The organism is Actinospongiicola halichondriae (genome assembly GCF_049103745.1).
Classification (GTDB): domain Bacteria; phylum Actinomycetota; class Acidimicrobiia; order Acidimicrobiales; family Salinilacustritrichaceae; genus Salinilacustrithrix; species Salinilacustrithrix halichondriae.
Window position 1 is genome coordinate 2,782,598 of the sequence record NZ_CP171622.1, and the last position, 21,341, is coordinate 2,803,938.

Here is a 21,341-nt window from a genome sequence, read left to right on the forward strand (position 1 = left end):
CGCGCCGATACCGTTGCCCGCATGGCCCGAATCCGCGTCTCGACCGTCATCGACGCCACCCCCCGTGAGGTGTGGGAATCGATCGAGGACGTGGCCTCGCACACCGAGTGGATGGCCGACGCGGTGGCCATCCGTTTCCTCACCGATCGGACCGAGGGCGTCGGTACGACGTTCGAGTGCGACACCAAGGTCGGACCGTTGGGCCTGACCGACGTGATGGAGATCACCGAGTGGAAACCACGCAAGGCGATGGGCGTCCGGCACGTGGGCATGGTCACCGGTGAGGGCGTGTTCACCCTGAAGCGAGCCCGGCGCGGACGGACGAAGTTCGAGTGGTCCGAACGCATCGTCTTCCCCTGGTGGATGGGCGGCCCGGTCGGCGGGCTCGTCGGCGGCCGGATCCTGAAGCTGATCTGGAAGCGGAACCTGCGCAGCCTCAAGGCGCGGGTCGAGCAGGCGTGAGCGTCTTCCTCGTCCGCACGGACCCGCCGCCGGGCGACGGCCCCACGGTGGCGGTCAAGGACCTCATCGACATGGAGGGTCTCCCGACCACGTGCGCGTCGCGTCCCGTGACCGAACGAGCAGTGCCGGCCACGGTCGACGCCGAGTGTGTGGCGAACGTCCGGACCAACGGCGGTCGCATCGTCGGCAAGACCAACCTCCACGAGCTCGCGTTCGGCGGCACCGGCGTCAACCCGTACACGGGTACGCCGACCAACCCCCTCGACCCGACGCGGATCCCCGGTGGATCGTCGTCGGGATCGGCGGTCGCCGTCGCCACCGGTGAGGCCGACATCGCGTTGGGCACCGACACCGGCGGCTCGATCCGCACCCCATCGGCCTGCTGCGGCACGGTCGGGCTCAAGACGACCAAGGGCCGGGTGTCGTTGGCGGGCATCCATCCCCTGGCCCCGTCGCTCGACGTCGTGGGTCCCATGGCGACGACGGTCGACGGTGTCGTCCGGGGCATGGCGCTGCTGGAAGCGGGATTCACGCCCGCCGACGACCCGGCGCCCGTCCTCGGTCGGTTCCGGGTCCCCGGAGCCGACCCCGACATCGAAGCGGCACTCGACCGGGCCCTCGCAACGGCCGAGATGACCGTCGAGCCGTCGGAGCTCCCGGGTTGGATGGACGCCTACGACGCAGCCACCGTGGTGGCCTTCGTCGAGGCGCTCGAGGTCAACGCCGACCTCGTCCGCGACCACGCCGACCAACTCGACCCGGCAGTACGCGACCGCTTCGAGCGGTCCAAGACGTTCACGCCCGAACAGATGACCCAGGCCCGGGTCGTGGCCGAGCAGTGGCGCGCCGAGGTCGACCGAGCACTCGACCGCACGCCGGTCGTCGCACTGGTCGGGATGGTCGGCGCCCCGCCGCCCCTGTCGGATCCCCTGTCGGTCGACACCCGACTGGCCAACGTGTCGCTCAACCTGAGCGGCCACCCGGCCATCGTGGTCCCGGTTCCGTGGCGGAGCGACCTCCCCGCATCACTCCAGTTGTTCGGACGCCACGGCAGCGAAGAACTGCTGGTCCGGACCGCGTCGGTGATCGAGGCGGCTGTCGCGAGCTGAGCTACAGCCCGTTGCCGATGGCGACGCTGATGACCGCGCAGGCGGTCCCCAAGGCGACCACGAGCACCGTTCCCACCGATTCCGGCGCCTTGATCCGCGGACGCACGACGTCCATCAGCGCACCGGCTGCCGCACCGCCGAGCAGACCACCGAGGTGGCCGCCGATGCTGATGCCCGGGACCGCGAAGGTGAAGACCATGTTGATGAGGATGATCCCGCCGATGCCCGACTGCATCGGGTTGATGCCCCGGGCCCACTGCCCCACGAGGGCGTAGCCGAAGAGCCCGAACACGGCTCCGGAGGCGCCGAGGGTGAGCTGGTTCGGGTCGAGGACCATCACGCCGAGCGAACCGGCGAGGAGCGAGGCGAAGTAGAGGGCGGCGAAGCGAACCCGACCCAGCGCGGGCTCGAGCTGCCGACCCAGGATCCACAGAGCGAACATGTTGAACCCGAGGTGGAGGAGGCTGCCATGCAGGAAACCGCTGGTCACCAGCCGATACCACTCCCCCTCGGCGACGCCGATGAGCGAGCCGACGCCGAACGGGCCGCCGGCGACCCGGCCGACGCCGATCAGTGCCCAGTCGAGCTCGAACTGTCGCGACGGCGCCCCGCCGGGGGTGCCGCCGCCGCTCACCGTGCTCAACAGGTAGATGGCGACGTTGAGGGCGATCAGCGTCGTGGTGACGTACGGCGTCTGTGCTGCCCCGAGCGTGCGGGCGGTGACGACCCGCTGGCCGCTCTGCTTCACGCACTCGGGACAGTGGAAGCCGACCGATGCCTGGTTCATGCACGACGGACAGATCGGTCGGTCGCACCGCTGGCAGCGGACGCCCGCCCGACGATCGTCGTGGCGGTAACACGTCTGCACACCGGTCGTCGGATCGCTCACGGCGCTGACGGTATCCGAGCGCGACACCGGCCCCCTCGCGGGGGCCGGTGGTGGAACGGACGACGGCGGGGAACTCGGCCGCTTCTTCGAACACAGCACCGCAGTGCTGTCTGGTTCGGGAGAAGGCGCTGGTGTCCTCGTCGCCGTTGTCCCAACGGACGTGTGACTGGCGAACTGCTCTCCACTATCCGCCCGCCGCACGCACTCGTCAAGGGGCGAGCGAACCCCGGACACGGCCGTAGGGTGAGGCCGTGGACTGGTCCCGACACCGTGCCGTGCTGTTCGACCTCGACGGCGTGATCACCCCGACCGCGGCCGTGCACGAACACGCCTGGGCCGAACTCTTCGCCGCCTGGGACTTCACGGCCGACGACTACCTGACGTTCATCGACGGCAAGCCCCGCTACGACGGCGTGCGGTCGTTCCTGGCATCGCGCGATGTCGTCCTCCCCGAGGGCACGCCCGACGATCCGCCCGGGGACGAGACCGTGTGCGCGATGGGGAACCGCAAGAACCAGGTGTTCAACGACGTCTTGGAACGCGACGGCGTCGAGGCGTATCCGGGCACCGTGCGCGTGCTCGACCACCTCGACGGCCTCGGGATCCCTCAGGCGATCGTGTCGTCGTCGAAGAACGCTCGCCCCGTCCTGCGCGCCGCGGGGCTCGAGGGCCGATTCCCCCACGTCGTCGACGGGGTGACCGCGGTCGAGGAAGGCCTTGCCGGCAAGCCCGACCCGGCCATGTTCCTCCGCGGCGCCGAGCTGCTCGGGTTCGATCCGTCCGATGTCGTCGTCGTCGAGGACGCATCGTCGGGAGTCGCCGCCGGCGCCGCCGGTGGCTTCGCCCTCGTGCTCGGGGTCGACCGAGGCGGGAATCGAGAGGCGCTGCTCGACAGTGGCGCCGACGAGGTCGTCGACGACCTGGCCGAGACGCTGGACTGAAGGGACACACGTGAAGATCCGCGCCACTGCCAGCGCCATCCCCCGTCACCGGTTCCCGGTCGACCCGTGGCGCCTGGTCGAGACCGAGCCCTGCGCCGACGACCGCGGGCTCACCGAGACCCTCTTCGCGATCGGCAACGGGTACCTGGGGATGCGGGCGAACCCGGCCGAGGGCCGCGAGGCCCACACGCACGGCACCTACCTCAACGGGTTCCACGAGACGTGGCCCATCAAGCACGCCGAGGATGCCTTCGCGTTCGCCAAGACCGGGCAGACGATCGTCAACGTGCCCGACGCCAAGCTGATGAAGCTCTACGTCGACGACGAGCCGCTCCTCCTCCCCGAGGCCGATCTCGACTCCTACGAACGCGCCGTCGACTTCCGGACCGGGCGTTCACACCGCGAGCTCCTGTGGACCACGCCGGCCGGAAAGCGCCTGCGCATCCGGTCCGAACGGATGGTCAGCCTGCAGCACCGCCACCTCGCCGTCCTCCAGTTGGAGGTCGAGATGCTCGAGGGGTCGGCGCCGATCGTCATCTCGTCACAGCTGCTCAACCGCCAGGACGGCGAGGACGAATACCACGTCACCGACGCTGCGCTCGGCGAGGGACGGGACCCTCGACAGAGTCGCAACTTCGACCAGCGCGTCCTGGTCCCCCAACTCCAACGCCACGACGATCCGGATGCAGACGGCGGCGGCCAGGTCATCCTCGGGTACCGGTGCGCCGACAGCGGCATGACCCTCGCCTGCGGCTACCAGCACCTCCTCGAGACGCCCTGCGACCACTTCGTCGAGAACGTCGTCGGCCCCGACCTCGCCAAGAGCGTGTTCACCATCGAGGCCCGAGAGGGCGAGACGATCCGCCTCACCAAGCTCGTGAGCTACCACTCGTCGCGTGGCATCCCGGCCGAGGAACTCGCCGACCGTTGCCACCGCACGCTCGAGCGCGCCGCGAAGACCGGCGTCGCCGAACTGCAGCGCGAGCAGGAGATGTGGCTCGACGACTTCTGGGAGCGCACCGACGTCGAGGTCGAAGGCGATGAGGCGGCCCAGCAGGCCATCCGCTGGAACCTGTTCCAACTCGCTCAGGCCTCGGCCCGGACCCACGAGCAAGGTGTCGCCGCCAAGGCCGTCACCGGTGGCGGCTACGACGGGCACTACTTCTGGGACACCGAGGTGTACGTCCTGCCCTGTCTGGCGTTCACGAGCCCGGACGCCGCCCGCAAGCTGCTGCGGTTCCGCTGGCAGATGCTCGACGACGCCCGCAGGCGCGCCGCCGAACTCAGCCAGAAGGGTGCGCTGTACCCCTGGCGCACGATCAACGGCGAGGAGGCGTCGGCCTACTACGCCGCCGGCACCGCGCAATATCACATCAATGCGGCGATCGCGTATGCCCTCGAGCGCTACCTGAACGCGACCGGGGACATCGACTTCCTCGCCCACGAAGGGGCCGAGATCCTCGTCGAGACCGCCCGCCTGTGGGCCGACCTCGGCTTCTACGAACACAACGGCAAGGACCGCTTCCGAATCCACGGGGTCACCGGGCCGGACGAGTACACGACCGTCGTCAACGACAACCTGTACACGAACGTCATGGCTCGCTTCAATCTCCGCTACGCGGCGCGGACGGTCTCGTTCCTGTCCGAGTGGAGTGCCGAGGACTTCGCGGCCCTCCAGCGCGCGACCGGCGTCACCCACGAGGAGATCGAGTCGTGGCGGCGGTGCGCCGACGCCATGTACCTCCCCTACGACGAGGAACTCGGCATCCACCCCCAGGACGAGGGCTTCCTCGACCTGGAGCCGTGGGACTTCGCGTCCACGACCGCCGACCAGTACCCGCTGCTCCTCAACTTCCACCCGCTGGTGATCTACCGCAAGCAGGTCCTCAAGCAGGCCGACGTCGTACTGGCGATGTTCCTGCAGGGCCGTCACTTCACCCGCGAGGAGAAGCGCCGCAACTTCGAGTACTACGACCCGATCACGACCGGCGACTCGTCACTGTCGGCGTGCGTCCAGTCGATCGTCGCGGCCGAGACCGGCCACGAGGACCTGGCACTCGACTACTTCCACCAGTCGCTGTACCTCGACCTGGCGGACACCCACGGCAACACCGTCGACGGCGTGCACATCGCCAACGCCGGCGGCGTCTGGGCCGCGCTCGTCCACGGTTTCGCCGGTCTCGTCGACACCGGCGAGCACCTGCGACTCGAACCCCGCCTGCCCGAGTCCTGGTCGTCGATCCGCTTCCGGATCGCCCGGCACGGATCGAAGCTGCTGGTCACCGTCGACGCCGAGGGCGCCACGCTCGAACTGCTCGACGGACCACCGGTACCGGTGCAGACCAACGGCGACGAGACGCTTGCATTCGTCCGACCCGACGCTCCGGTCCGGGTCGCTCGACCGATCGGCTGACCGCGACCGCCTAGTTGCCGGTGAAGTCCGCTTTGCCGGGGCCGTGTTCATTGAACGACGCCACGCCGATCTGGCTGTCCTCGGTCGCGAACGACTCGACGAAGAGGTCCTGTTCGATCCGCAGGCCGGTGGCCAGGTCGGTGTCGAGTCCGCGATCGATGGCGGCCTTGGCGAGCCCGGCGACGGTCGACGGCCCGGCGGCGAACGTGCCGGCCCAGTCGAGGGCTGCCTGCTCGAACTCGTCGGCGGGCACGACCCGGTCGACCAGACCCATCGAGAGCGCCTCGTCGGCCTTGACCTGACGACCGGAGAAGATCAGGTCCTTGGCGCGTGACGGACCCACGAGGCGGGCGAGACGCTGCGTGCCGCCGCCGCCGGGGATGATGCCGAGCAGGATCTCGGGCTGACCGAACCGGGCACGATCCGACGCGATGCGCAGGTCGCACGCCAACGCCAGCTCGCAACCGCCCCCGAGGGCGTAGCCACCGATCGCCGCGACGGTCACCCGTGGGATGGCAGCGACGGCCTCGAGCGCATCGAGGAAGCAGGTCCCGACGGTCCGGGCCTCGGCCGGTCCGGCGAACTCGCTGATGTCGGCGCCGGCGGCGAACACCTTGGGGCCGCCGGTCACCAGCACCGCACGGGGCGGAGCCTCGGACAGACCCACGGCGACATCGCGCAGTTCGGTCAACAGCGCGGAGCTGAGTGCGTTGACCTTGGGGTTGTTGAGGGTGACCACGGCCAAGCCGTCGTCACGTCGTTCCAGTTCGACGAGTGCCATCGCCCAGACCCTAGGAGCCCGAGCCCAACAACTCATCGGCCGCGGACCACGGGTCCAGCCCGCGTGCCTCGACCTGGTCGGCCAGGTCGTCGAACCGGTCACCCTCCGACGTCGCCCGCGCCCGCAGGAGCAGTCGCTCGGCCACGATTCGTGTCATCTCCTCGCGAGCACGCCGACCACGACGCCGCTCGAGCTCACCCGTGGACTCCAGATGCGCCCGGTGCGCACCGATCTCGACCCACAACTCGTCGAGGCCGGTGCCGTCGGTCGCGACCGCGTCGACGATCGGCGGCCGCCATCCATCGGTGGGGTGCGTGAGATCGAGCATGGCCGAGAGGTCCCGTCGGGTCTCCCCCGCGCCCGGCCGGTCGGCCTTGTTGATCACGAAGATGTCGGCGATCTCCATCAGACCGGCCTTGTTGGCCTGCACGGCATCGCCCCAGCCGGGGTTGACCACGACGACGGTGGTGTCGGCCGCACCGACGATCTCGACCTCGACCTGTCCGACGCCGACGGTCTCGACCAGGACCCAGGGAAACCCGGCGGCATCGAGCACCCGCACGGCCTGTGGGGTGGCCAGCGCCAGTCCGCCCAGATGGCCCCGGGTCGCCATCGAACGGATGAACACGCCGTCGTCGAGTGCGTGGTCCTGCATCCGGATCCGGTCGCCGAGGATCGCTCCCCCGGTGAACGGTGACGACGGGTCGATCGCGAGCACCGAGACGCGCGTGTCCTCGCCGCGCACGACCGACACCAACGACGACGTCAGCGTCGACTTCCCGGCACCGGGTGCACCGGTGATCCCGACGGTGTAGGCCCCACCACTGCGGGCGTGGGCGATGGCACCGACCGCTCGGGCATCGTCGCCGCCGCGCTCGACCATGGAGAGCAGTCGGGCGACCGACCGGCGGTCGCCGGTGGCCGCCGCGTCGAAGAGCGCCAGGGGTTCCCGATCGGTCACGGGACGGGTCTACAGGCTGACGGCGCTCTCGACGAAGGTCTCGCCGATGTTCACGACCTCGGTGACGCCCTCGACCCGGTCCTTGAGGATCCGCTCGACTCCGGCCTTCAGCGTGAGGGTCGATGCGGGGCACGACACGCAGGCGCCGACGAGTTCGACCTCGACCTTGCCGGTCTCCGTGTCGACGCTGCGCAGGAAGATGTCACCGTTGTCGGCCTGCACGGCCGGCCGGATGGCCTCGATGACCTTGGCGATCTTCTCTTCCAACGGAACAGCTCCTGGTGGGGGACGTCCGCCAGTCTCGCAGCGGGACACGCGACACAACAACGTGATGACTCCGTGTGTTCCCCGCCAGATGGGAAGGTGTCCCGGTGCCTGCACCCGTCGTGACCATCGAGGAGACCGAGGAGGTCGACGATGTGGGCCTCGCGGCCTACCGGAGGACCCGTTCCGACGTGGTGGAGGAGCATGACGAGGGCGAGGGACGGTTCTCGCTCGCCCAGGGTCCGTTCCTCCAGTACGAGCGGACGCTGGCGGTCTCGCCGGCCGAGGACGGGCGCCACGCGGTCACCCATCGTGTCGAGTTCCAGTTGGGTGTCGGCTGGTGGTGGCGGATCTTCCTGCACCCGATGCGCCGGACGCTGCGGCGAGCCGGCGGGAAGTCGCCGTGGTGGGCGCCACCGCAGGTGCTGGATGCCCAAGCCGCTGCCGCCCTCGCGTCGCTCGCCTACCTGTCGATCGTGGGTGGGTACCTGGGGACGTTGATCACCCAGTCCCTGACCTACGCCGCCGACGAGTTCGGTGCCGACGACGGACAGCAGGCATCGACCTTGGCCATCATCCGGGTCGGTGTGCTGTTGTCGCTCGGCATCGCGGCCTGGGCGGACCGCAACGGCCGCCGGCGTGCCCTCCTCGCGTGCGCCGCCGGTGGCTGTGTGTTCACGGCCCTGGGGGCTGTTGCGCCGGGGCTGCTCGCGCTCGGGGCGACCCAGATCCTGGCCCGCGGCCTGTCGACCGCGCTCGGACTCCTGATCGTGGTCGTCGTGGCCGAGGAGATGCCGGCCGGAGCCCGTGCCTACGGCGTGAGCCTGCTCACCATGACGGGCGGGCTCGGCGCCGGCATGGTGCTGTGGATCCTCCCGCTCGTCGAGATCGACGAGCGAGCGTGGCGCGCCCTGTACCTCGTTCCGCTGCTGTTCCTGCCGCTCGTGGGTGCCACTGCGAAGCTGCTCCCGGAGTCACGACGGTTCGTCCGCCGCCACGCCGTGGCGCGGTTTGCCGGACACGGCCGCCGACTGGCGCTGCTGGCAGGGACGACGTTCGCGCTCGCGATCCTCTCGACGCCCGCATCGCAGCTCCAGAACGAGTTCCTCCGCGAGGAGTTCTCGTTCTCCGCTGCCCAGATCACGCTCTTCACCATCCTCACCGTCACCCCCGCGACCATCGGGATCATCGTCGGTGGTCGACTGGCCGACACGAAGGGTAAGCGGCTCATCGGCGGCATCGGCCTCGGCGTGGGGGCCGCCCTCACCGCCGCGCAGTTCGTCACCACATCGGTCGAGTTGGTGTGGACCGTGGCGACCATCGGATCGATCTTCGGCGGCCTCGCCGTCCCTGCGCTGGCGATCTACGGGCCCGAACTGTTCCCCACCGCCCTGCGGACGAAGGCAAACGTGGTGATGACCATCCTCGGCGTCGGTGGATCGGTGCTCGGCCTCGTCATCGTGAGCTACCTCTCGGACCGTTGGTCACTCGGTCCGGCCATCGCCGTCCTCGCGGTCGCTCCGTTGCTCGCGACCCTCCTCCTCATCCCGCTGTATCCCGAGACCGCGAACAAGGAACTCGAAGAGCTCAACCCGGAGGACGACCTCGGGGTCCTGGGGACGGCGACGCTACGACCGCGCCTGTGACCCGAGGCCGTCGAGCCACGAGCCGACGGCCTCGACGACCGGGGTGTCGTCCCGGGGCGAGTGCGCCTGTCCGTCGATCCACACGAAGTCGACCGGTCCACGGATGGCTGCGGCGTGGTCCTCGAGCTCGGCGGGAGTCCCGAAGGGGTCCTTGGTCCCCGACACGAAGAGCGTCGGCACCGTGATGTCGGGGAAGTGCTCGACGCGGAGCTTCTCGGGCTTGCCCGCAGGGTGAAGCGGGTAGCTGAGCAGCACGAGCGCAGCGACGTCGTCGCCCTCGGCAGCGAGCAGCGAACACATGCGGCCGCCGAACGAACGGCCGCCGACGGCGAGCGAACCAGTCGAGACGCCGAGGCGCTCGGCGAACGCGACCAGGTCGTCCCGCAGTTGGGCGTGGACCTTGCCGACAGCACGAGAACGGATGGTGATCCGCTCGACCGGCAGGTCGAGCCCGTCGTCGAGGGCGATCAGCGTGCGATTGTCCCGATCGGCGCTGGCGCCGGGGGTGATGAGGAGTCCGGATGGTCGGGTCATGCCAGGAGGATCCTCCGCGCTTCGGTGAGGTCGTTGATGCGGACGGCGGCGTCGTCACTGTCGCCACCGTGGTCGGGGTGGGCGTCGCGCAGCGCGTCGCGGAAGCGGCGCTGGATCGCCTTGCGATCGGGGATGCGGATCGACCCGTCCCGTTCAGCCGACATGCCCAGGGTGTGCAGCGCCCACTGCACCGGATCGTCGTAGGCAGCGGCATCCCAGTCACGACCCGACGCGAGGCCGGACAGATGGGCGAAGAGCCGCCGGTCGAGCGGACCGGTCCAGCGCATGCCCTTGCGGACGGCGTCCATGACCGATCGGCGTGCCATGGGCTCGAGCGAACCGGCGGCGTACACCACGCCGACCATCATCTGGAGACCGCTGCCGTGGTCGTCGAGGTCGACGGTGAGGTCGTCGCCGTCGCGCCGAAGTCGTGCCCGCGACCGGGTGAGTCCGTGGCGGTCGTCCTGGAAGCGGTGCCGGAGTCGGGGTTGGACGATGCGCTGCCCCTCCTGGATCTGCATCGTCAGCTTGAGCATGTTCTCGAACAGCTCTTCGTCGAGCTCGCTGCGGTACTGGGCGACGACGGCTCCGAGCAGGATCCCCCCGGGACCGGGCGCTGGATCGACGGGGAGGTTGCTCGACCCGAGTGCGATGCGCCGGGTCGGCGCGAACGGCCGTGAGTGGTAGATCTCCAGCTCGGCCAGCGTGCTCACGACCTACACCATCGGCCGCAGGCGATCCCGCAGCCGCAGTGCCATCTCGCGGATCAACGCCGGAGGGATGGCGGCATGGAGACCGTCGATCATCTCGTCGACCTGCTCGACGACCTTGGTCCACTCGGCTTCGTCGATGCCGTACGGCGGCTTGTCACCGATGCGTTCGGCGGCGTCGAGGAGCGCGTGGACCGGTTCGCCGGTCGCGTCCTTCTGGAGCCGGTCCGCAGCGACGAACAGCGCGCTCAGGACCTCGATGTCGGTGTCGTCCCCGTCGTCGGCCTCGGCCGGCAGCTCGTCGGGGAAGCGGATCGTCGGGATGAGGGCATCGATCTGTCCCTCGTTCTCCTCGTGCACGACGACCTCGTAGCCGTCGCTGACCCACTCGTGGGGAACCTGCATCTCGTGGAGCGCATCATCGAGCTCGTCGAGCTCGGTCGGGTCCCAGTCGAAGAGCTCGTAGCCGACCTGCTCCTTCGTGTCGTCGAGCGGCATGCAGTCGTCGTCGACATCGTCGCCGTCGCCTCCGTCGATCGCTTCACCGAAGCGGAGCTCGAGATCGCTGTCGTGATCGTCCTCGCCGGGCGTGTTCAGCACACGGGTGAGGCTACGGCTCCGAGTGGCCCGGCGACACGGTGCCGTCGATGTCGAGGAGACGCACCGAGTGACGGCGCACTGCGTCCACGCCCAGCAGTTCGTCAGCAGCCGAGACCACCACGGTCGTGGCCGCCGAGCTCATGAATGGGTCGTGGTGGTCGGCGACCGCGTCGGCGACAGGGTCGGGCATCCGGAGTTCGAGCAGGTGCTCGGCGCCGAGCAACGCATGGTCGGTGTCGTACAGCGCCTTCTCGCGCCGCAGCCGCTCGCCGTGCGGCAGTCGCTCGGCGAGGAGCGCGAGATACCCGGCCGGGTCCCGATGCATCAACAACAACTCGCCGATGTCGTGGAGCAGGCCTGCGGCGAACGCCGTGCCCTGGTCCGCTCCGACCAACGGCGCCAACTCGCGCGCCAGGCAGGCGACCTCGACGGCGTGGCTCCGGATGGCCTCGGCGACGGGGCGACACCGGGCATCGCCCGCCACCGCCGCGAACGCCGTTCCGAAGACCGCGGGTGCGGTCGCGCGTGTCCGAGTTGTCGTTTCCATGGGGCGGTTCCTCCTGCGCAATCTGCATCGGCAGTGCATGAAGGGAACTTGAAAGAGTTCTGCAGCCGATCGGGCGCCGTTCACTTGTCCCGGTTCGAGCGGCGACGGCTACGGTTCGCCGCATGGCGCAACCCCAGGCCCCAGACCGGAACCTCGCACTCGAACTCGTCCGCGTGACCGAGGCCGCAGCTCTCGCGGCGAGCCGCTGGATGGGACGCGGCGACAAGGAAGGCGCCGACGGCGCCGCGGTCGACGCCATGCGGGTGATCCTCTCCTCGGTCCAGATGGACGGCATCGTCGTCATCGGCGAGGGCGAGAAGGACGAAGCACCGATGCTCTACAACGGCGAGCGCATCGGCGACGGCAACCCGCCCCAGACCGACATCGCCGTCGACCCCATCGACGGCACCACGCTCACGGCCCTCGGCCGCGGCAACGCGATCGCCGTCATCGCCGTCGCCGAACGGGGCTCGATGTTCGATCCCGGCCCGTGCGTGTACATGGAGAAGATCGCCACCGGGCCCGACGCCGCCGGCGCCATCGACATCACCCGGTCACCGACCGAGAACCTCGAGGCCGTGGCCGCTGCCAAGGGCGAGTCGGTCCGTGACATCACCGCCGTGATCCTCGATCGAGACCGTCACAAGGACCTCATCGCCGAGGTCCGCGAGGCCGGTGCCCGCATCCGCCTCATCCCCGATGGCGACGTGGCCGGCGCGATCTCGACCTGCTGGCCCGAGTCGGGTGCCGACGTGCTCTTCGGCATCGGCGGCACCCCGGAGGGCGTCATCACCGCTGCGGCCCTCAAGGCCATGGGAGGGGCGATGCAGGGCCGCCTGTGGCCCCGGAACGACGCGGAGCGCAAGGCCGCCGAGAAGGCCGGCTACACACTCGACGCCGTGCTCACCGAGAACGACCTCGTCCGCAGCGACAACTGCTTCTTCGCCGCCACCGGGATCACCGATGGCGAACTGCTCCAGGGCGTGCACTACGACCGCCGTGGGGCCACCACGCAGTCGCTGGTCATGCGTTCGAAGTCCGGCACGGTCCGGATGGTCAACGCCCGCCACCGGATCGACAAGCTGGCCGACTTCGCGAGCGTCGACTTCAGCTGACACAAGTCGTTCTGCCCGGGGGCGGATCCGGGTACTCTGGACCTGCATGACCGCGGGTTCCCTCCGGGACCGGACGATGCATTGGCTGCAGATCGCCGCCCTGATCGTCGTGGCCGTCGTGCTGGTGCGGACCATCACGGCACCCCGGGCGCTCACGTCGGTCGCCGTCACGGCCGACGTCCACGCTGATCTGTCGACCACGATCACCCACGACTCCGGCACGACTGCTGACTCCTCGGCGGTCGAGGCCCGGCCCGTGCGACGGGCACGCCAGCTCCAACCGGGGCTGATCCCCCATCTGGCCGTCCTGCTGCTGGCAGCGCTGGCCGCCCACGGTGCCATCGCGCAGCAACGCGGCGTCGCCACCTCGCCCGACCTCACCTCACGGGCTGTCCCGGTCGTCGGCGGCCGCGGCCCACCGCTCGCGACGGCCTGACTGCTCGGGACGCACCCCCGCGGTCGTCCCCGTGATGCGACGCCACGAGGCGTCGGCCACCGGTGATCGATGGATCACCAGCGGATCCTCAGACGATCCGCGTCGACCCGTAGGAGGTCGAGCGATGCGCAGCATCGAGCCGTTCTTGATCCTGTTCGCCTGGTACGCCCCCGGCTTCGCCGCCGCTCGGGCCATGGCCCGCCGGGGCCACGATCCTCTGCCCTGGATCTATGCCGCCTGGATCGGCGGCGCACTGACCGTGATCGCCGCCCTCGTCTGGGTACGCGTCGAGGCCCATCAGGACCACCACCCCACCGCCCGAAGGAACGCATGAACCTGGAACCACCGTCCGAGCACCACGTCCTGGTGTTCTTCGCCGCCATCTTGTGCCTGCTCGTCGTGGCACGGCTCTTGGGATCGTTGATGCAGCGGCTGGGCCAACCGGCCGTCGTCGGCGAACTCGGTGCCGGCGTCCTTCTCGGCCCGTCGGTGCTCGGACGGGTGTCGCCCGAGATCACCGACTGGCTCTTCCCGGACGACGAGGTGCAGACAGCCATGTTGTTCACCGTCGGGTGGCTCGGCGTCGTTCTCCTGCTGGTCGCGACCGGCGCCGAGACCGACCTCGGTCTGATCCGCCGCCTCGGACGGGCCGCCGCCCTGGTCTCGATCACCAGCCTGGTGGCACCGCTGGCGCTCGGGTTCGCGGTCGGGATGGCGATGCCCGATGCGCTGATGGCCGACCCGGATCAGCGCGACATCTTCGCCCTGTTCATCGCGGCAGCACTGGCCATCTCGTCGTTGCCGGTGATGGCCAAGATCCTCGGCGAGATGAACCTGCTGCGCCGCGACTTCGGTCAGCTGACGCTCGCCGCCGGGATGGTGAACGACGTGGTCGGCTGGATCCTGCTCGGCGCCGTCGCCGGCCTCGCCTCGGCCGGTCAACTCGAGATCGGCGCGCTGACCACCACGATCGGCGGCGTCGCGGCGTTCTTCCTGCTGTCGTTCACGCTCGGACAGCGTCTCCTCGACGCCATCCTCCGCGAGGTCCGTCGTCGTGGCAACGATGCCTCCTCCGCCACCGCCGGCCTCCTGGTCGTCGTCGTCGGTCTGGGTGTGGCGACGCAGTGGCTCGGTGTCGAAGCCGTGCTGGGGGCGTTCGTGGCCGGCATCCTCGTCGGCCGCTCCAAGTTCGCCGACGAAGAACTGCTCCATCCGCTCGAGTCGCTGACCACCGCGTTCTTCGCCCCGATCTTCTTCGCGACCGCTGGTCTCCGCGTCGACCTCGGCCTCCTCGCCGACACCACCGTGGCGTTGTGGACTGGTGTCGTGGTGCTCGTCGCCAGCGTGGCCAAGTTCGGAGGGTCGTGGATCGGGGCCCGCATGGCCAGGCTGTCCCCCCGTGAGTCGACCGCCCTGTCCATCGGCCTCAACGCCCGCGGTGCGCTCGAGATCGTGATCGCCACGATCGGCCTGTCGCTCGGCGTCCTGAACGAGGAGTCGTACACCGCGGTCGTCGTGATGGCGATCGTCACGTCGGTCCTCGCTCCCCCGATGCTCCGCATCGTGCTCCGCGACTGGCAGGGCACCGACCAGGAGCGCGCCCGCCTCGAGCAGGAGGAGACACTCCGGACGAACCGGGTCGTCCGCGACCGTCGTGTCCTCATCCCCAGCGAAGGCAGCGCCAGTTCGATCATGGCTGCCCAGATCGTCGACCTCGTGTGGCCGGCAGGCGTCGAGGCCACGGTGCTCACCGTCACCAACGACGACGAGGCGCTCCGTCCGGTGATCGCCAGCCTCGGGAACCGGCCGGTGGAGGTGCGAGCGGTCAGCCGTGACGACATCGCCGAGTCGGTCGTGGCCGAAGCCCGGCTGGGGTACGGCGCAATCGCAGTCGGCGCACCCTCGCTCGCCCCGGACCACCTGCTCTCACCACTGGTCGACGAGTTGCTCGCCGACCACGACGTCCCCGTGCTCGTCGTCCGCCGAGGCCGTGCCATCGAAGGCGAACTGCCGTGGGCCCACGCCCGCGCCGTCGTCCCGGTCACGGGCACGGCCAATGCCCGGGCAGCCCAGGAGGTGGCCTTCAACCTCAGTAGCCACCTCGGCACCGAGATCGTCCTCACCCACGTCCTGGAGCCCGAGCCGGCGCTGGTCGCCGAACGGGTGAGCGGCAACGGCACCATCTCGTCCGACGACCACATCGCCGACGACCTGCTCGATGCCGCCGAGGCCTTCGGCGCCCAACTCGACGCCAGAACGACACGCTCGATCCGGCGAGGCAACTCCGTTGCGTCGGAGATCTGCGATCAGGTCATCGAGACCGAGAGCGACCTGGTGGTCGTGGGAGCGTCGGCCCGACGGAGCAACGGGATCTTCCTGGGCCACACGATCGAGCAGATCCTCGAGCGTTGCGACGCCACCGTGGTGGTCGTCCTCACGCCCCGTCCGTCGGCCTGACGGTCACCCGACGAGCGGGTAGTGCGTGTGCGCCTCCCAGCGGCGGCCGTCAGCGTCGTCCACGTACTCGAGCAGGGTGAGACGGTCGACGACCACGTCGACGGCGTAGCCGGCCAGCAGATCGATCGCCGGATCGGGACCCGTCGTCGGTGAACCATCGATGTCGACCGTGACGTGCGGGTGGAAGGGACGTGTGCGGTCGCGATCGAACGGGCCCGTCCAGCACGCCTCGTACAGCGCGCTGACGGGTTCCCAGGGAACGACGCCCAGGAATCGCACCGGCGACGACTCCTCGAACGTCTGGAGGGGTCCGAGCGTCAACGTGAACGGGCCGACGGCGGTCGCCGCCCGGTCGACGACGACCATGGCATCGGGCAGGACGTCGTCGCGGAGGTTGATGGGCGGCACGATCGTCACGTGCGCGCCGATGCGACCCAACTGACGGTCGTCGAGCGCCCGTCGGAGCGCATCGATCTCGATGGATGCCGGCGCCGGGATCATCAGCGCGACGGCATACCGACCTCGGTTCAGCGGCTCGAGACCTCGAGGCGGACCTCGGCGCGGGCGAGCGCAGCAGCGTTCGCCCGGTCGTGCTCGGCTCGGAGGGCGGACTCCGCCTCTTCCTTCGCCTTGGCAGCCCGGTCGTAGTCGATGTGGTCCTGCATCTCGGCCACGTCGGAGAGGATCGTCACGGTGGTGCCACGTTCCGGACCACCCGACACCTCGACGAATCCTCCGTGGACCGCGATGTGTTCGTCTGCACCGTCGGTCGGACGGATCGTCATCGCCCCGATCCCGAGCGCGCCCACGAAGGGAGCGTGTCCGGGAAGGAACGCGATGTCACCGCCACCCACGGTCCGGGTGATGACCATCTCGGCCTCACCGGACCACAGGATCTTCTCCGGGGAGACGAGTTCGACCTGCATGGGCATCGGGAGCTACTCCCCCGCCGACTTCTGGAGCTCGGCGGCCTTGCGACGAGCGTCGTCGGCGCCGCCGACGTTGAGGAATGCCTGCTCGGGAAGGTCGTCGAGGTCGCCGTTGATGAGCTGCTCGAAGCTGTCGACCGTCTCGCTCGCCGGCGTGAAGTTGCCGGGGAGGCCGGTGAAGACCTCGGCCACGAACATCGGCTGCGACAGGAAGCGCTGGATCTTGCGGGCCCGGGCGACCAGCACCTTGTCCTCTTCCGACAGTTCGTCGAGGCCGAGGATGGCGATGATGTCCTGGAGTTCCTTGTAGCGCTGGAGGATCTCCTGGACCCGGGTGGCGACGGCGTAGTGGCGGTCACCGACGACCTCGGGCGAGAGGATCGACGAGGTCGAGGCGATCGGGTCCACGGCGGGGTAGATGCCGAGGGCCGCGATGTCACGGGAGAGCTCCGTGGTCGCATCGAGGTGCGTGAAGGTGGTGAACGGCGCCGGGTCGGTGTAGTCGTCCGCAGGCACGTACACGGCCTGCAGCGAGGTGATCGAGCGGCCCTTGGTCGACGTGATGCGCTCCTGGAGGGTGCCCATCTCGTCGGCGAGGGTGGGCTGGTAGCCCACGGCCGACGGCATGCGGCCGAGGAGGGTGGACACCTCGGAGCCGGCCTGCACGAAGCGGAAGATGTTGTCGACGAAGAGGAGCACGTCCTGGCCACGCTCGTCACGGAAGTACTCCGCGATGGTGAGCGCCGAGAGGGCGACACGGAGACGCACGCCCGGGGGCTCGTCCATCTGGCCGAACACGAGAGCGGCCTTGTCGAGGACCGACGTGTTGTCGTCGATCATCGTCTCGCCCATCTCGATGAAGAGGTCGGTGCCCTCACGGGTCCGCTCTCCCACACCGGCGAAGGCCGACACGCCGCCGAACTGGCTGGCGACACGGTTGATCATCTCGGTGATGAGCACGGTCTTGCCCACGCCGGCACCACCGAACAGGCCGATCTTGCCGCCCTGCAGGTAGGGGGTGAGGAGGTCGATGACCTTGATGCCGGTCTCGAAGACCTCCTTCTTCGGAGCGAGGTCGGCGAAGTCCGGAGCCGGGCGGTGGATCGGGCGGTAGCCGTCGATCTTGGAGGCGTCGAGCTCGGGCACGTCGAGGGGCTCACCGAGCACGTTGAGCACGTGGCCGAGGACGCCGTCGCCGACGGGCATCTGCAGCGGGTGTCCGAGGTTGCGGACCTCGGTGCCACGGACGAGGCCGTCGGTCGGCTTCATGCAGATGGCACGGACTCGGCTGGAGCCGAGCTGCTGTGCGGTCTCGGCCACGACGACGATGTCGGTGCCGCCGACGTTGATGGTCATCTCGAGTGCCGAGTTGATGTCGGGCAGCGCGCCCGCAGGGAACTCGACGTCGACGACGGGGCCGGCGATGGCCACGACGCGCCCGGACTTCAGTTCGGTGGTCTCGGTTCCGGTGGATTCGGTGACGGTCATCGAGGGTGCTCCTAGCGGTTGTAGCCGAGGGTGTCGACCATGAGGTCGCCGATGGCGAGTGCGTTGTCGGGAATGAGGTCCATCCCGTCGGAATCACCGGCGCGGAGTGCTTCGGCGCCGGAGACGATCTCCATGATCTCGGTCGTGATGGCGTCCTGGCGGACACGGTTCATCTCACGCGAGAGCTTGATGATGAGTTCTTCTGCGTTGTCGGTGGCCGACTTCATCGCTCGCTGCTGGGCGGCGAAGAAGCTGGCGGCACCTTCGAGGAGGGCGGAGAACAACCGGGCCTCGGCGTAGCGAGGAAGGATGTTCTCGAGGATGGCGTCGGGGCCGGGCTCGAACTCGTAGTCCGCGGCCGGGCCGTCGTTGGCCTCGTCCGCGAGACCCGACGTGTCGAGCGGGAGGAACTGGCGGGTGACGACCTTCTGGGTGCCGGCCGACAAGAACTGGGTGTAGACGATGTCGACCCGGTCGAAGGTGCCGTCCTCGAACTTGGGGACGACCGACTCGGCGATGGCGCGAGCGTCTTCGTAGGTCGGCTCGTCGAGGAAGCCGGTGAAGCTGGCTTCGATGTCGAACTTGCGGAACCGGAAGTACGACTCGACCTTCTTGCCGACCGTGACCAGCGCCGTGGTCTGACCTTCGCGACGCTGAGCGGCCATGTTGCGCTCGGCCATGCGGATCGCGTTGCCGTTGTAGCCACCACAGAGACCGCGGTCACCACCGATGACGATGGTGGCGACCGTGTTGATCTCGTCGCGCTGGGCGAGCAACGGGGCTCCCCCACCGGCGCCGGCTGCGGCCAGGTTCCGGATCACCTCGGTGATCTGGTCGGCGTAGGGACGGGCGGCGAGGACGCGCTGTTGCGACTTGACGATCCGGCTGGCAGCGATGAGCTCCATCGCCTTGGTGATCTTCTTCGTCGTCTGGACCGACTTGATCCGTCGGCGCAGGACGCGCTCTTTGCCTCCGGCCATCGGTTCAGGCCTCCTCGGCCTGCTCGGTGGGCACGAACTGCTCGTTGAAGCCCGTGATGGCAGCTTCGAGGGCGTCGGTGCTGGCGATGTCGCCCGAGTCGCGGATGCCGTCGAGGATGTCGGCGTGCCGGGTGGCGAACCACTCGAGGATCTCGCCCTCGTAGCGGGTCACGTCCTCGACGGGGATGCCGTCGAGGAAGCCCTGCGTGCCGGCGTAGAGCACGACGACCTGCTGCTCGACCTTGAGCGGCGAGTTCAGGTTCTGCTTGAGCAGCTCGACCAGGCGGTAGCCACGATCCAGCGCCGACTGCGAGACGGCGTCGAGTTCGGAACCGAACTGGGCGAACGACTCGAGCTCACGGAACTGGCTCAGGTCGCCCTTGAGCGTGCCCACGGCCTTCTTCATGGCCTTGATCTGTGCCGCACTGCCGACTCGGGACACGGACTGGCCGGTGTCGAAGGCGGGGCGGACACCCGACTTGAACAGGTCCTCCTGGAGGAAGACCTGACCGTCGGTGATCGAGATCACGTTGGTCGGGATGTAGGCCGAGATGTCGCCGGCCTTGGTCTCGATGATCGGCAGGGCCGTCATCGAGCCCGCGCCCATCTCGTCGGACAGCTTGGCGGCACGCTCGAGCAGGCGGGAGTGCAGGTAGAACACGTCGCCCGGGTAGGCCTCGCGCCCCGGCGGGCGACGGAGGAGGAGCGACACCTGGCGGTAGGCCTCGGCCTGCTTGGAGAGGTCGTCGTACACCGCGAGGGCGTGTTCGCCGTTCTCCATCCAGTGCTGGCCCATGGCGCAACCGGCGTAGGGAGCGAGGTACTTGAACGGTGCCGGATCGGAACCGCCGGCCACGACCACGACCGTGTAGTCCATGGCGCCGTGCTCGGTCAGGGTGTTCACGGTCTGGGCGACCGTCGACTCCTTGAGACCGATGGCCACGTACACGCACTTCACCCCGAGACCCTTCTGGTTCAGGATGGTGTCGATGGCGACCGTGGTCTTGCCGGTCTTGCGGTCGCCGATGATCAGCTCGCGCTGGCCACGACCGATCGGGGTCATGGCGTCGATGGCCTTGATCCCGGTCTGGAGCGGCTCGTGCACGGGCTTGCGGCCCATGATGCCCGGGGCCTGGATCTCCATGCGGCGGGTGCCGACGTTGGTGAGCGGGCCCTTGCCGTCGACGGGGTTGCCGAGGGCGTCGACGACGCGGCCCAGGAGGCCGTCACCGCAGGGGACGCTGAGGATCTCGCCGGTCGCCTTGACCGGCTGTCCCTCGTTGATCTTGTCGACCTCGCCGAGCACCACGGCACCGATCGACTCTTCGTCGAGGTTCAGGGCCAGGCCCTTGGTGCCGTCGGCGAACTCGAGGAGTTCGTTCACGGCGGCACCGGGCAGGCCGGTGACACGGGCGATGCCGTCGCCGACCTCGGCCACAGTTCCGACCGTGGCCTTGCCGACGCTCGGGTCGAAGCCCTCGAGGTTCTTGCGGATGGCGGCGGCGATGTCGCCAGCGTTGATGTTGAGATCCGTCATTGAATCCTTCTTACTCAGATCGCTTGCTTGAGCTGGTCGAGGCGACGCCGGACGGAACCGTCGATGACGGTGTCCCCGACCTGGGCGACGAGGCCGCCCAGCACGCTCGGGTCGATGACGACACGGACGTCGACGGGCGAACCGACCGACTGCTGGAGGGCCGCCGCGAGGCGGGTCTTCTGGTCGTCGGAGAGCTCGATCGCAGACTTGACGATGGCCACCTGCTTGCCGGCCTGCGACGCCCCGAGGGCGACGACGGACTCGGCGATGGCGGGGAGGTCACGTCCGCGACCGGCACCGACGATCATCGACACGAGGGCGACGGTGGCCGGGTGGGCGTTGCCGCCGAGGAGATCCTCGACGACCTGCTGACGGCGGGCGACCGGTGCCTGCTGGTCCGACAACGTCGAGGCGAGCTCGTCGGAGTCGGTCACGGCGCGGGCGACGGCGAAGAACTCGTCCTGCACCGTCGAGAGTGCACCTTCGGCGGCGGCCACGGCCACGATCGCCTGTGCGTATGCGTTGTCGCGCTCGGTCGCCAT

23 protein-coding genes are annotated in these 21,341 nt (G+C 69.2%); 9 read left to right on the forward strand and 14 right to left on the reverse strand.

All coding sequences use genetic code 11. The features are described from left to right. Positions 1 to 21: 21 nt before the first annotated feature. Both AB8619_RS13690 and AB8619_RS13695 read left to right on the forward strand, forming a co-directional pair. Complete coding sequence (locus tag AB8619_RS13690) at positions 22 to 462, forward strand: SRPBCC family protein (protein ID WP_436793187.1); 441 nt, start codon at positions 22 to 24, stop codon at positions 460 to 462. Next, the gene (locus AB8619_RS13695; RefSeq protein WP_436793188.1) at positions 459 to 1,571 is read left to right on the forward strand and encodes an amidase; all 1,113 of its coding nucleotides are present in this window, start codon (positions 459 to 461) and stop codon (positions 1,569 to 1,571) included. Before AB8619_RS13690 ends, AB8619_RS13695 begins: the two co-directional genes overlap by 4 nt. Position 1,572: 1 nt before the next feature. Here AB8619_RS13695 and AB8619_RS13700 read toward each other — a convergent pair whose 3' ends face one another. Then, complete coding sequence (locus AB8619_RS13700) at positions 1,573 to 2,460, reverse strand: rhomboid family intramembrane serine protease (RefSeq protein WP_436793189.1); 888 nt, start codon at positions 2,458 to 2,460, stop codon at positions 1,573 to 1,575. Between the two features lie 251 nt (positions 2,461 to 2,711). Between AB8619_RS13700 and AB8619_RS13705 the strand changes: the two genes are divergently transcribed. Together AB8619_RS13705 and AB8619_RS13710 are read left to right on the forward strand one after the other, a co-directional pair. Further along, complete coding sequence (locus tag AB8619_RS13705) at positions 2,712 to 3,401, forward strand: HAD family hydrolase (RefSeq protein ID WP_436793190.1); 690 nt, start codon at positions 2,712 to 2,714, stop codon at positions 3,399 to 3,401. A gap of 10 nt (positions 3,402 to 3,411) precedes the next feature. Continuing rightward, on the forward strand, positions 3,412 to 5,814 hold the full coding sequence (locus tag AB8619_RS13710) for a glycoside hydrolase family 65 protein (protein WP_436793191.1): 2,403 nt from the start codon (positions 3,412 to 3,414) through the stop codon (positions 5,812 to 5,814). A 10-nt stretch (positions 5,815 to 5,824) separates the two neighbouring features. Here the strand turns inward: AB8619_RS13710 and AB8619_RS13715 are convergent, their stop codons facing one another. The 3 genes from AB8619_RS13715 to AB8619_RS13725 are packed head-to-tail and all read right to left on the reverse strand — an operon-like array spanning position 5,825 to position 7,823. Then, positions 5,825 to 6,595: an enoyl-CoA hydratase/isomerase family protein gene (locus tag AB8619_RS13715; protein ID WP_436793192.1), complete on the reverse strand. Its 771-nt coding sequence runs from the start codon at positions 6,593 to 6,595 to the stop codon at positions 5,825 to 5,827. Positions 6,596 to 6,605: 10 nt separating this feature from the next. Continuing rightward, entirely contained in the window at positions 6,606 to 7,556 is a 951-nt protein-coding gene (gene meaB, locus AB8619_RS13720) for a methylmalonyl Co-A mutase-associated GTPase MeaB (protein WP_436793193.1), read from the reverse strand. Between the two features lie 9 nt (positions 7,557 to 7,565). Continuing rightward, positions 7,566 to 7,823, reverse strand: a complete 258-nt coding sequence (locus AB8619_RS13725; RefSeq protein WP_436793194.1) for a NifU family protein — start codon at positions 7,821 to 7,823, stop codon at positions 7,566 to 7,568. 104 nt (positions 7,824 to 7,927) lie between these two features. Between AB8619_RS13725 and AB8619_RS13730 the strand changes: the two genes are divergently transcribed. Then, entirely contained in the window at positions 7,928 to 9,466 is a 1,539-nt protein-coding gene (locus AB8619_RS13730; RefSeq protein ID WP_436793195.1) for an MFS transporter, read from the forward strand. Here the strand turns inward: AB8619_RS13730 and AB8619_RS13735 are convergent. The 4 genes from AB8619_RS13735 to AB8619_RS13750 are packed head-to-tail and all read right to left on the reverse strand — an operon-like array spanning position 9,449 to position 11,857. Then, positions 9,449 to 10,000, reverse strand: coding sequence for an alpha/beta hydrolase family protein (locus AB8619_RS13735; RefSeq protein ID WP_436793196.1), 552 nt, complete (start codon positions 9,998 to 10,000; stop codon positions 9,449 to 9,451). The two genes, AB8619_RS13730 and AB8619_RS13735, sit on opposite strands and share 18 nt — an antisense overlap. Continuing rightward, entirely contained in the window at positions 9,997 to 10,713 is a 717-nt protein-coding gene (locus AB8619_RS13740; RefSeq protein ID WP_436793197.1) for a hypothetical protein, read from the reverse strand. Before AB8619_RS13740 ends, AB8619_RS13735 begins: the two co-directional genes overlap by 4 nt. Positions 10,714 to 10,716: 3 nt before the next feature. Then, complete coding sequence (locus AB8619_RS13745; protein ID WP_436793198.1) at positions 10,717 to 11,310, reverse strand: hypothetical protein; 594 nt, start codon at positions 11,308 to 11,310, stop codon at positions 10,717 to 10,719. 10 nt (positions 11,311 to 11,320) lie between these two features. Beyond that, entirely contained in the window at positions 11,321 to 11,857 is a 537-nt protein-coding gene (locus tag AB8619_RS13750; RefSeq protein ID WP_436793199.1) for an HDOD domain-containing protein, read from the reverse strand. A 122-nt stretch (positions 11,858 to 11,979) separates the two neighbouring features. Here AB8619_RS13750 and glpX point away from each other — a divergent pair, with 122 nt between their 5' ends. The 4 genes from glpX (at position 11,980) to AB8619_RS13770 (ending at position 15,865) form a co-directional block, all read left to right on the forward strand. Then, entirely contained in the window at positions 11,980 to 12,972 is a 993-nt protein-coding gene (glpX, locus tag AB8619_RS13755; RefSeq protein WP_436793200.1) for a class II fructose-bisphosphatase, read from the forward strand. 46 nt (positions 12,973 to 13,018) lie between these two features. After that, positions 13,019 to 13,408 carry a hypothetical protein gene (locus AB8619_RS13760; RefSeq protein ID WP_436793201.1) on the forward strand — a complete coding sequence of 130 codons (390 nt, stop codon included), beginning with the start codon at positions 13,019 to 13,021 and terminating at the stop codon, positions 13,406 to 13,408. Positions 13,409 to 13,532: 124 nt separating this feature from the next. Continuing rightward, on the forward strand, positions 13,533 to 13,742 hold the full coding sequence (locus AB8619_RS13765; RefSeq protein ID WP_436793202.1) for a hypothetical protein: 210 nt from the start codon (positions 13,533 to 13,535) through the stop codon (positions 13,740 to 13,742). After that, a complete protein-coding gene (locus tag AB8619_RS13770; RefSeq protein WP_436793203.1) occupies positions 13,739 to 15,865 on the forward strand; it encodes a cation:proton antiporter domain-containing protein in 2,127 nt (708 codons plus the stop codon). Before AB8619_RS13765 ends, AB8619_RS13770 begins: the two co-directional genes overlap by 4 nt. 3 nt (positions 15,866 to 15,868) lie before the next feature. Here AB8619_RS13770 and AB8619_RS13775 read toward each other — a convergent pair whose 3' ends face one another. Genes AB8619_RS13775 through atpH form a run of 6 tightly spaced genes read right to left on the reverse strand, consistent with a single transcriptional unit; the run spans position 15,869 to position 21,341 of the window. Next, positions 15,869 to 16,366, reverse strand: a complete 498-nt coding sequence (locus AB8619_RS13775; protein ID WP_436793204.1) for a 2'-5' RNA ligase family protein — start codon at positions 16,364 to 16,366, stop codon at positions 15,869 to 15,871. A gap of 26 nt (positions 16,367 to 16,392) precedes the next feature. Continuing rightward, positions 16,393 to 16,797: an ATP synthase F1 subunit epsilon gene (atpC, locus tag AB8619_RS13780; protein WP_436793205.1), complete on the reverse strand. Its 405-nt coding sequence runs from the start codon at positions 16,795 to 16,797 to the stop codon at positions 16,393 to 16,395. A 6-nt stretch (positions 16,798 to 16,803) separates the two neighbouring features. Then, positions 16,804 to 18,282 carry a F0F1 ATP synthase subunit beta gene (gene atpD / locus AB8619_RS13785; RefSeq protein ID WP_436793206.1) on the reverse strand — a complete coding sequence of 493 codons (1,479 nt, stop codon included), beginning with the start codon at positions 18,280 to 18,282 and terminating at the stop codon, positions 16,804 to 16,806. An 11-nt stretch (positions 18,283 to 18,293) separates the two neighbouring features. Then, on the reverse strand, positions 18,294 to 19,262 hold the full coding sequence (locus AB8619_RS13790) for a F0F1 ATP synthase subunit gamma (RefSeq protein WP_436793207.1): 969 nt from the start codon (positions 19,260 to 19,262) through the stop codon (positions 18,294 to 18,296). A 4-nt stretch (positions 19,263 to 19,266) separates the two neighbouring features. Beyond that, the gene (gene atpA, locus AB8619_RS13795; RefSeq protein ID WP_436793208.1) at positions 19,267 to 20,799 is read right to left on the reverse strand and encodes a F0F1 ATP synthase subunit alpha; all 1,533 of its coding nucleotides are present in this window, start codon (positions 20,797 to 20,799) and stop codon (positions 19,267 to 19,269) included. A gap of 14 nt (positions 20,800 to 20,813) precedes the next feature. Next, the gene (atpH, locus tag AB8619_RS13800) at positions 20,814 to 21,341 is read right to left on the reverse strand and encodes an ATP synthase F1 subunit delta (RefSeq protein WP_436793209.1); all 528 of its coding nucleotides are present in this window, start codon (positions 21,339 to 21,341) and stop codon (positions 20,814 to 20,816) included.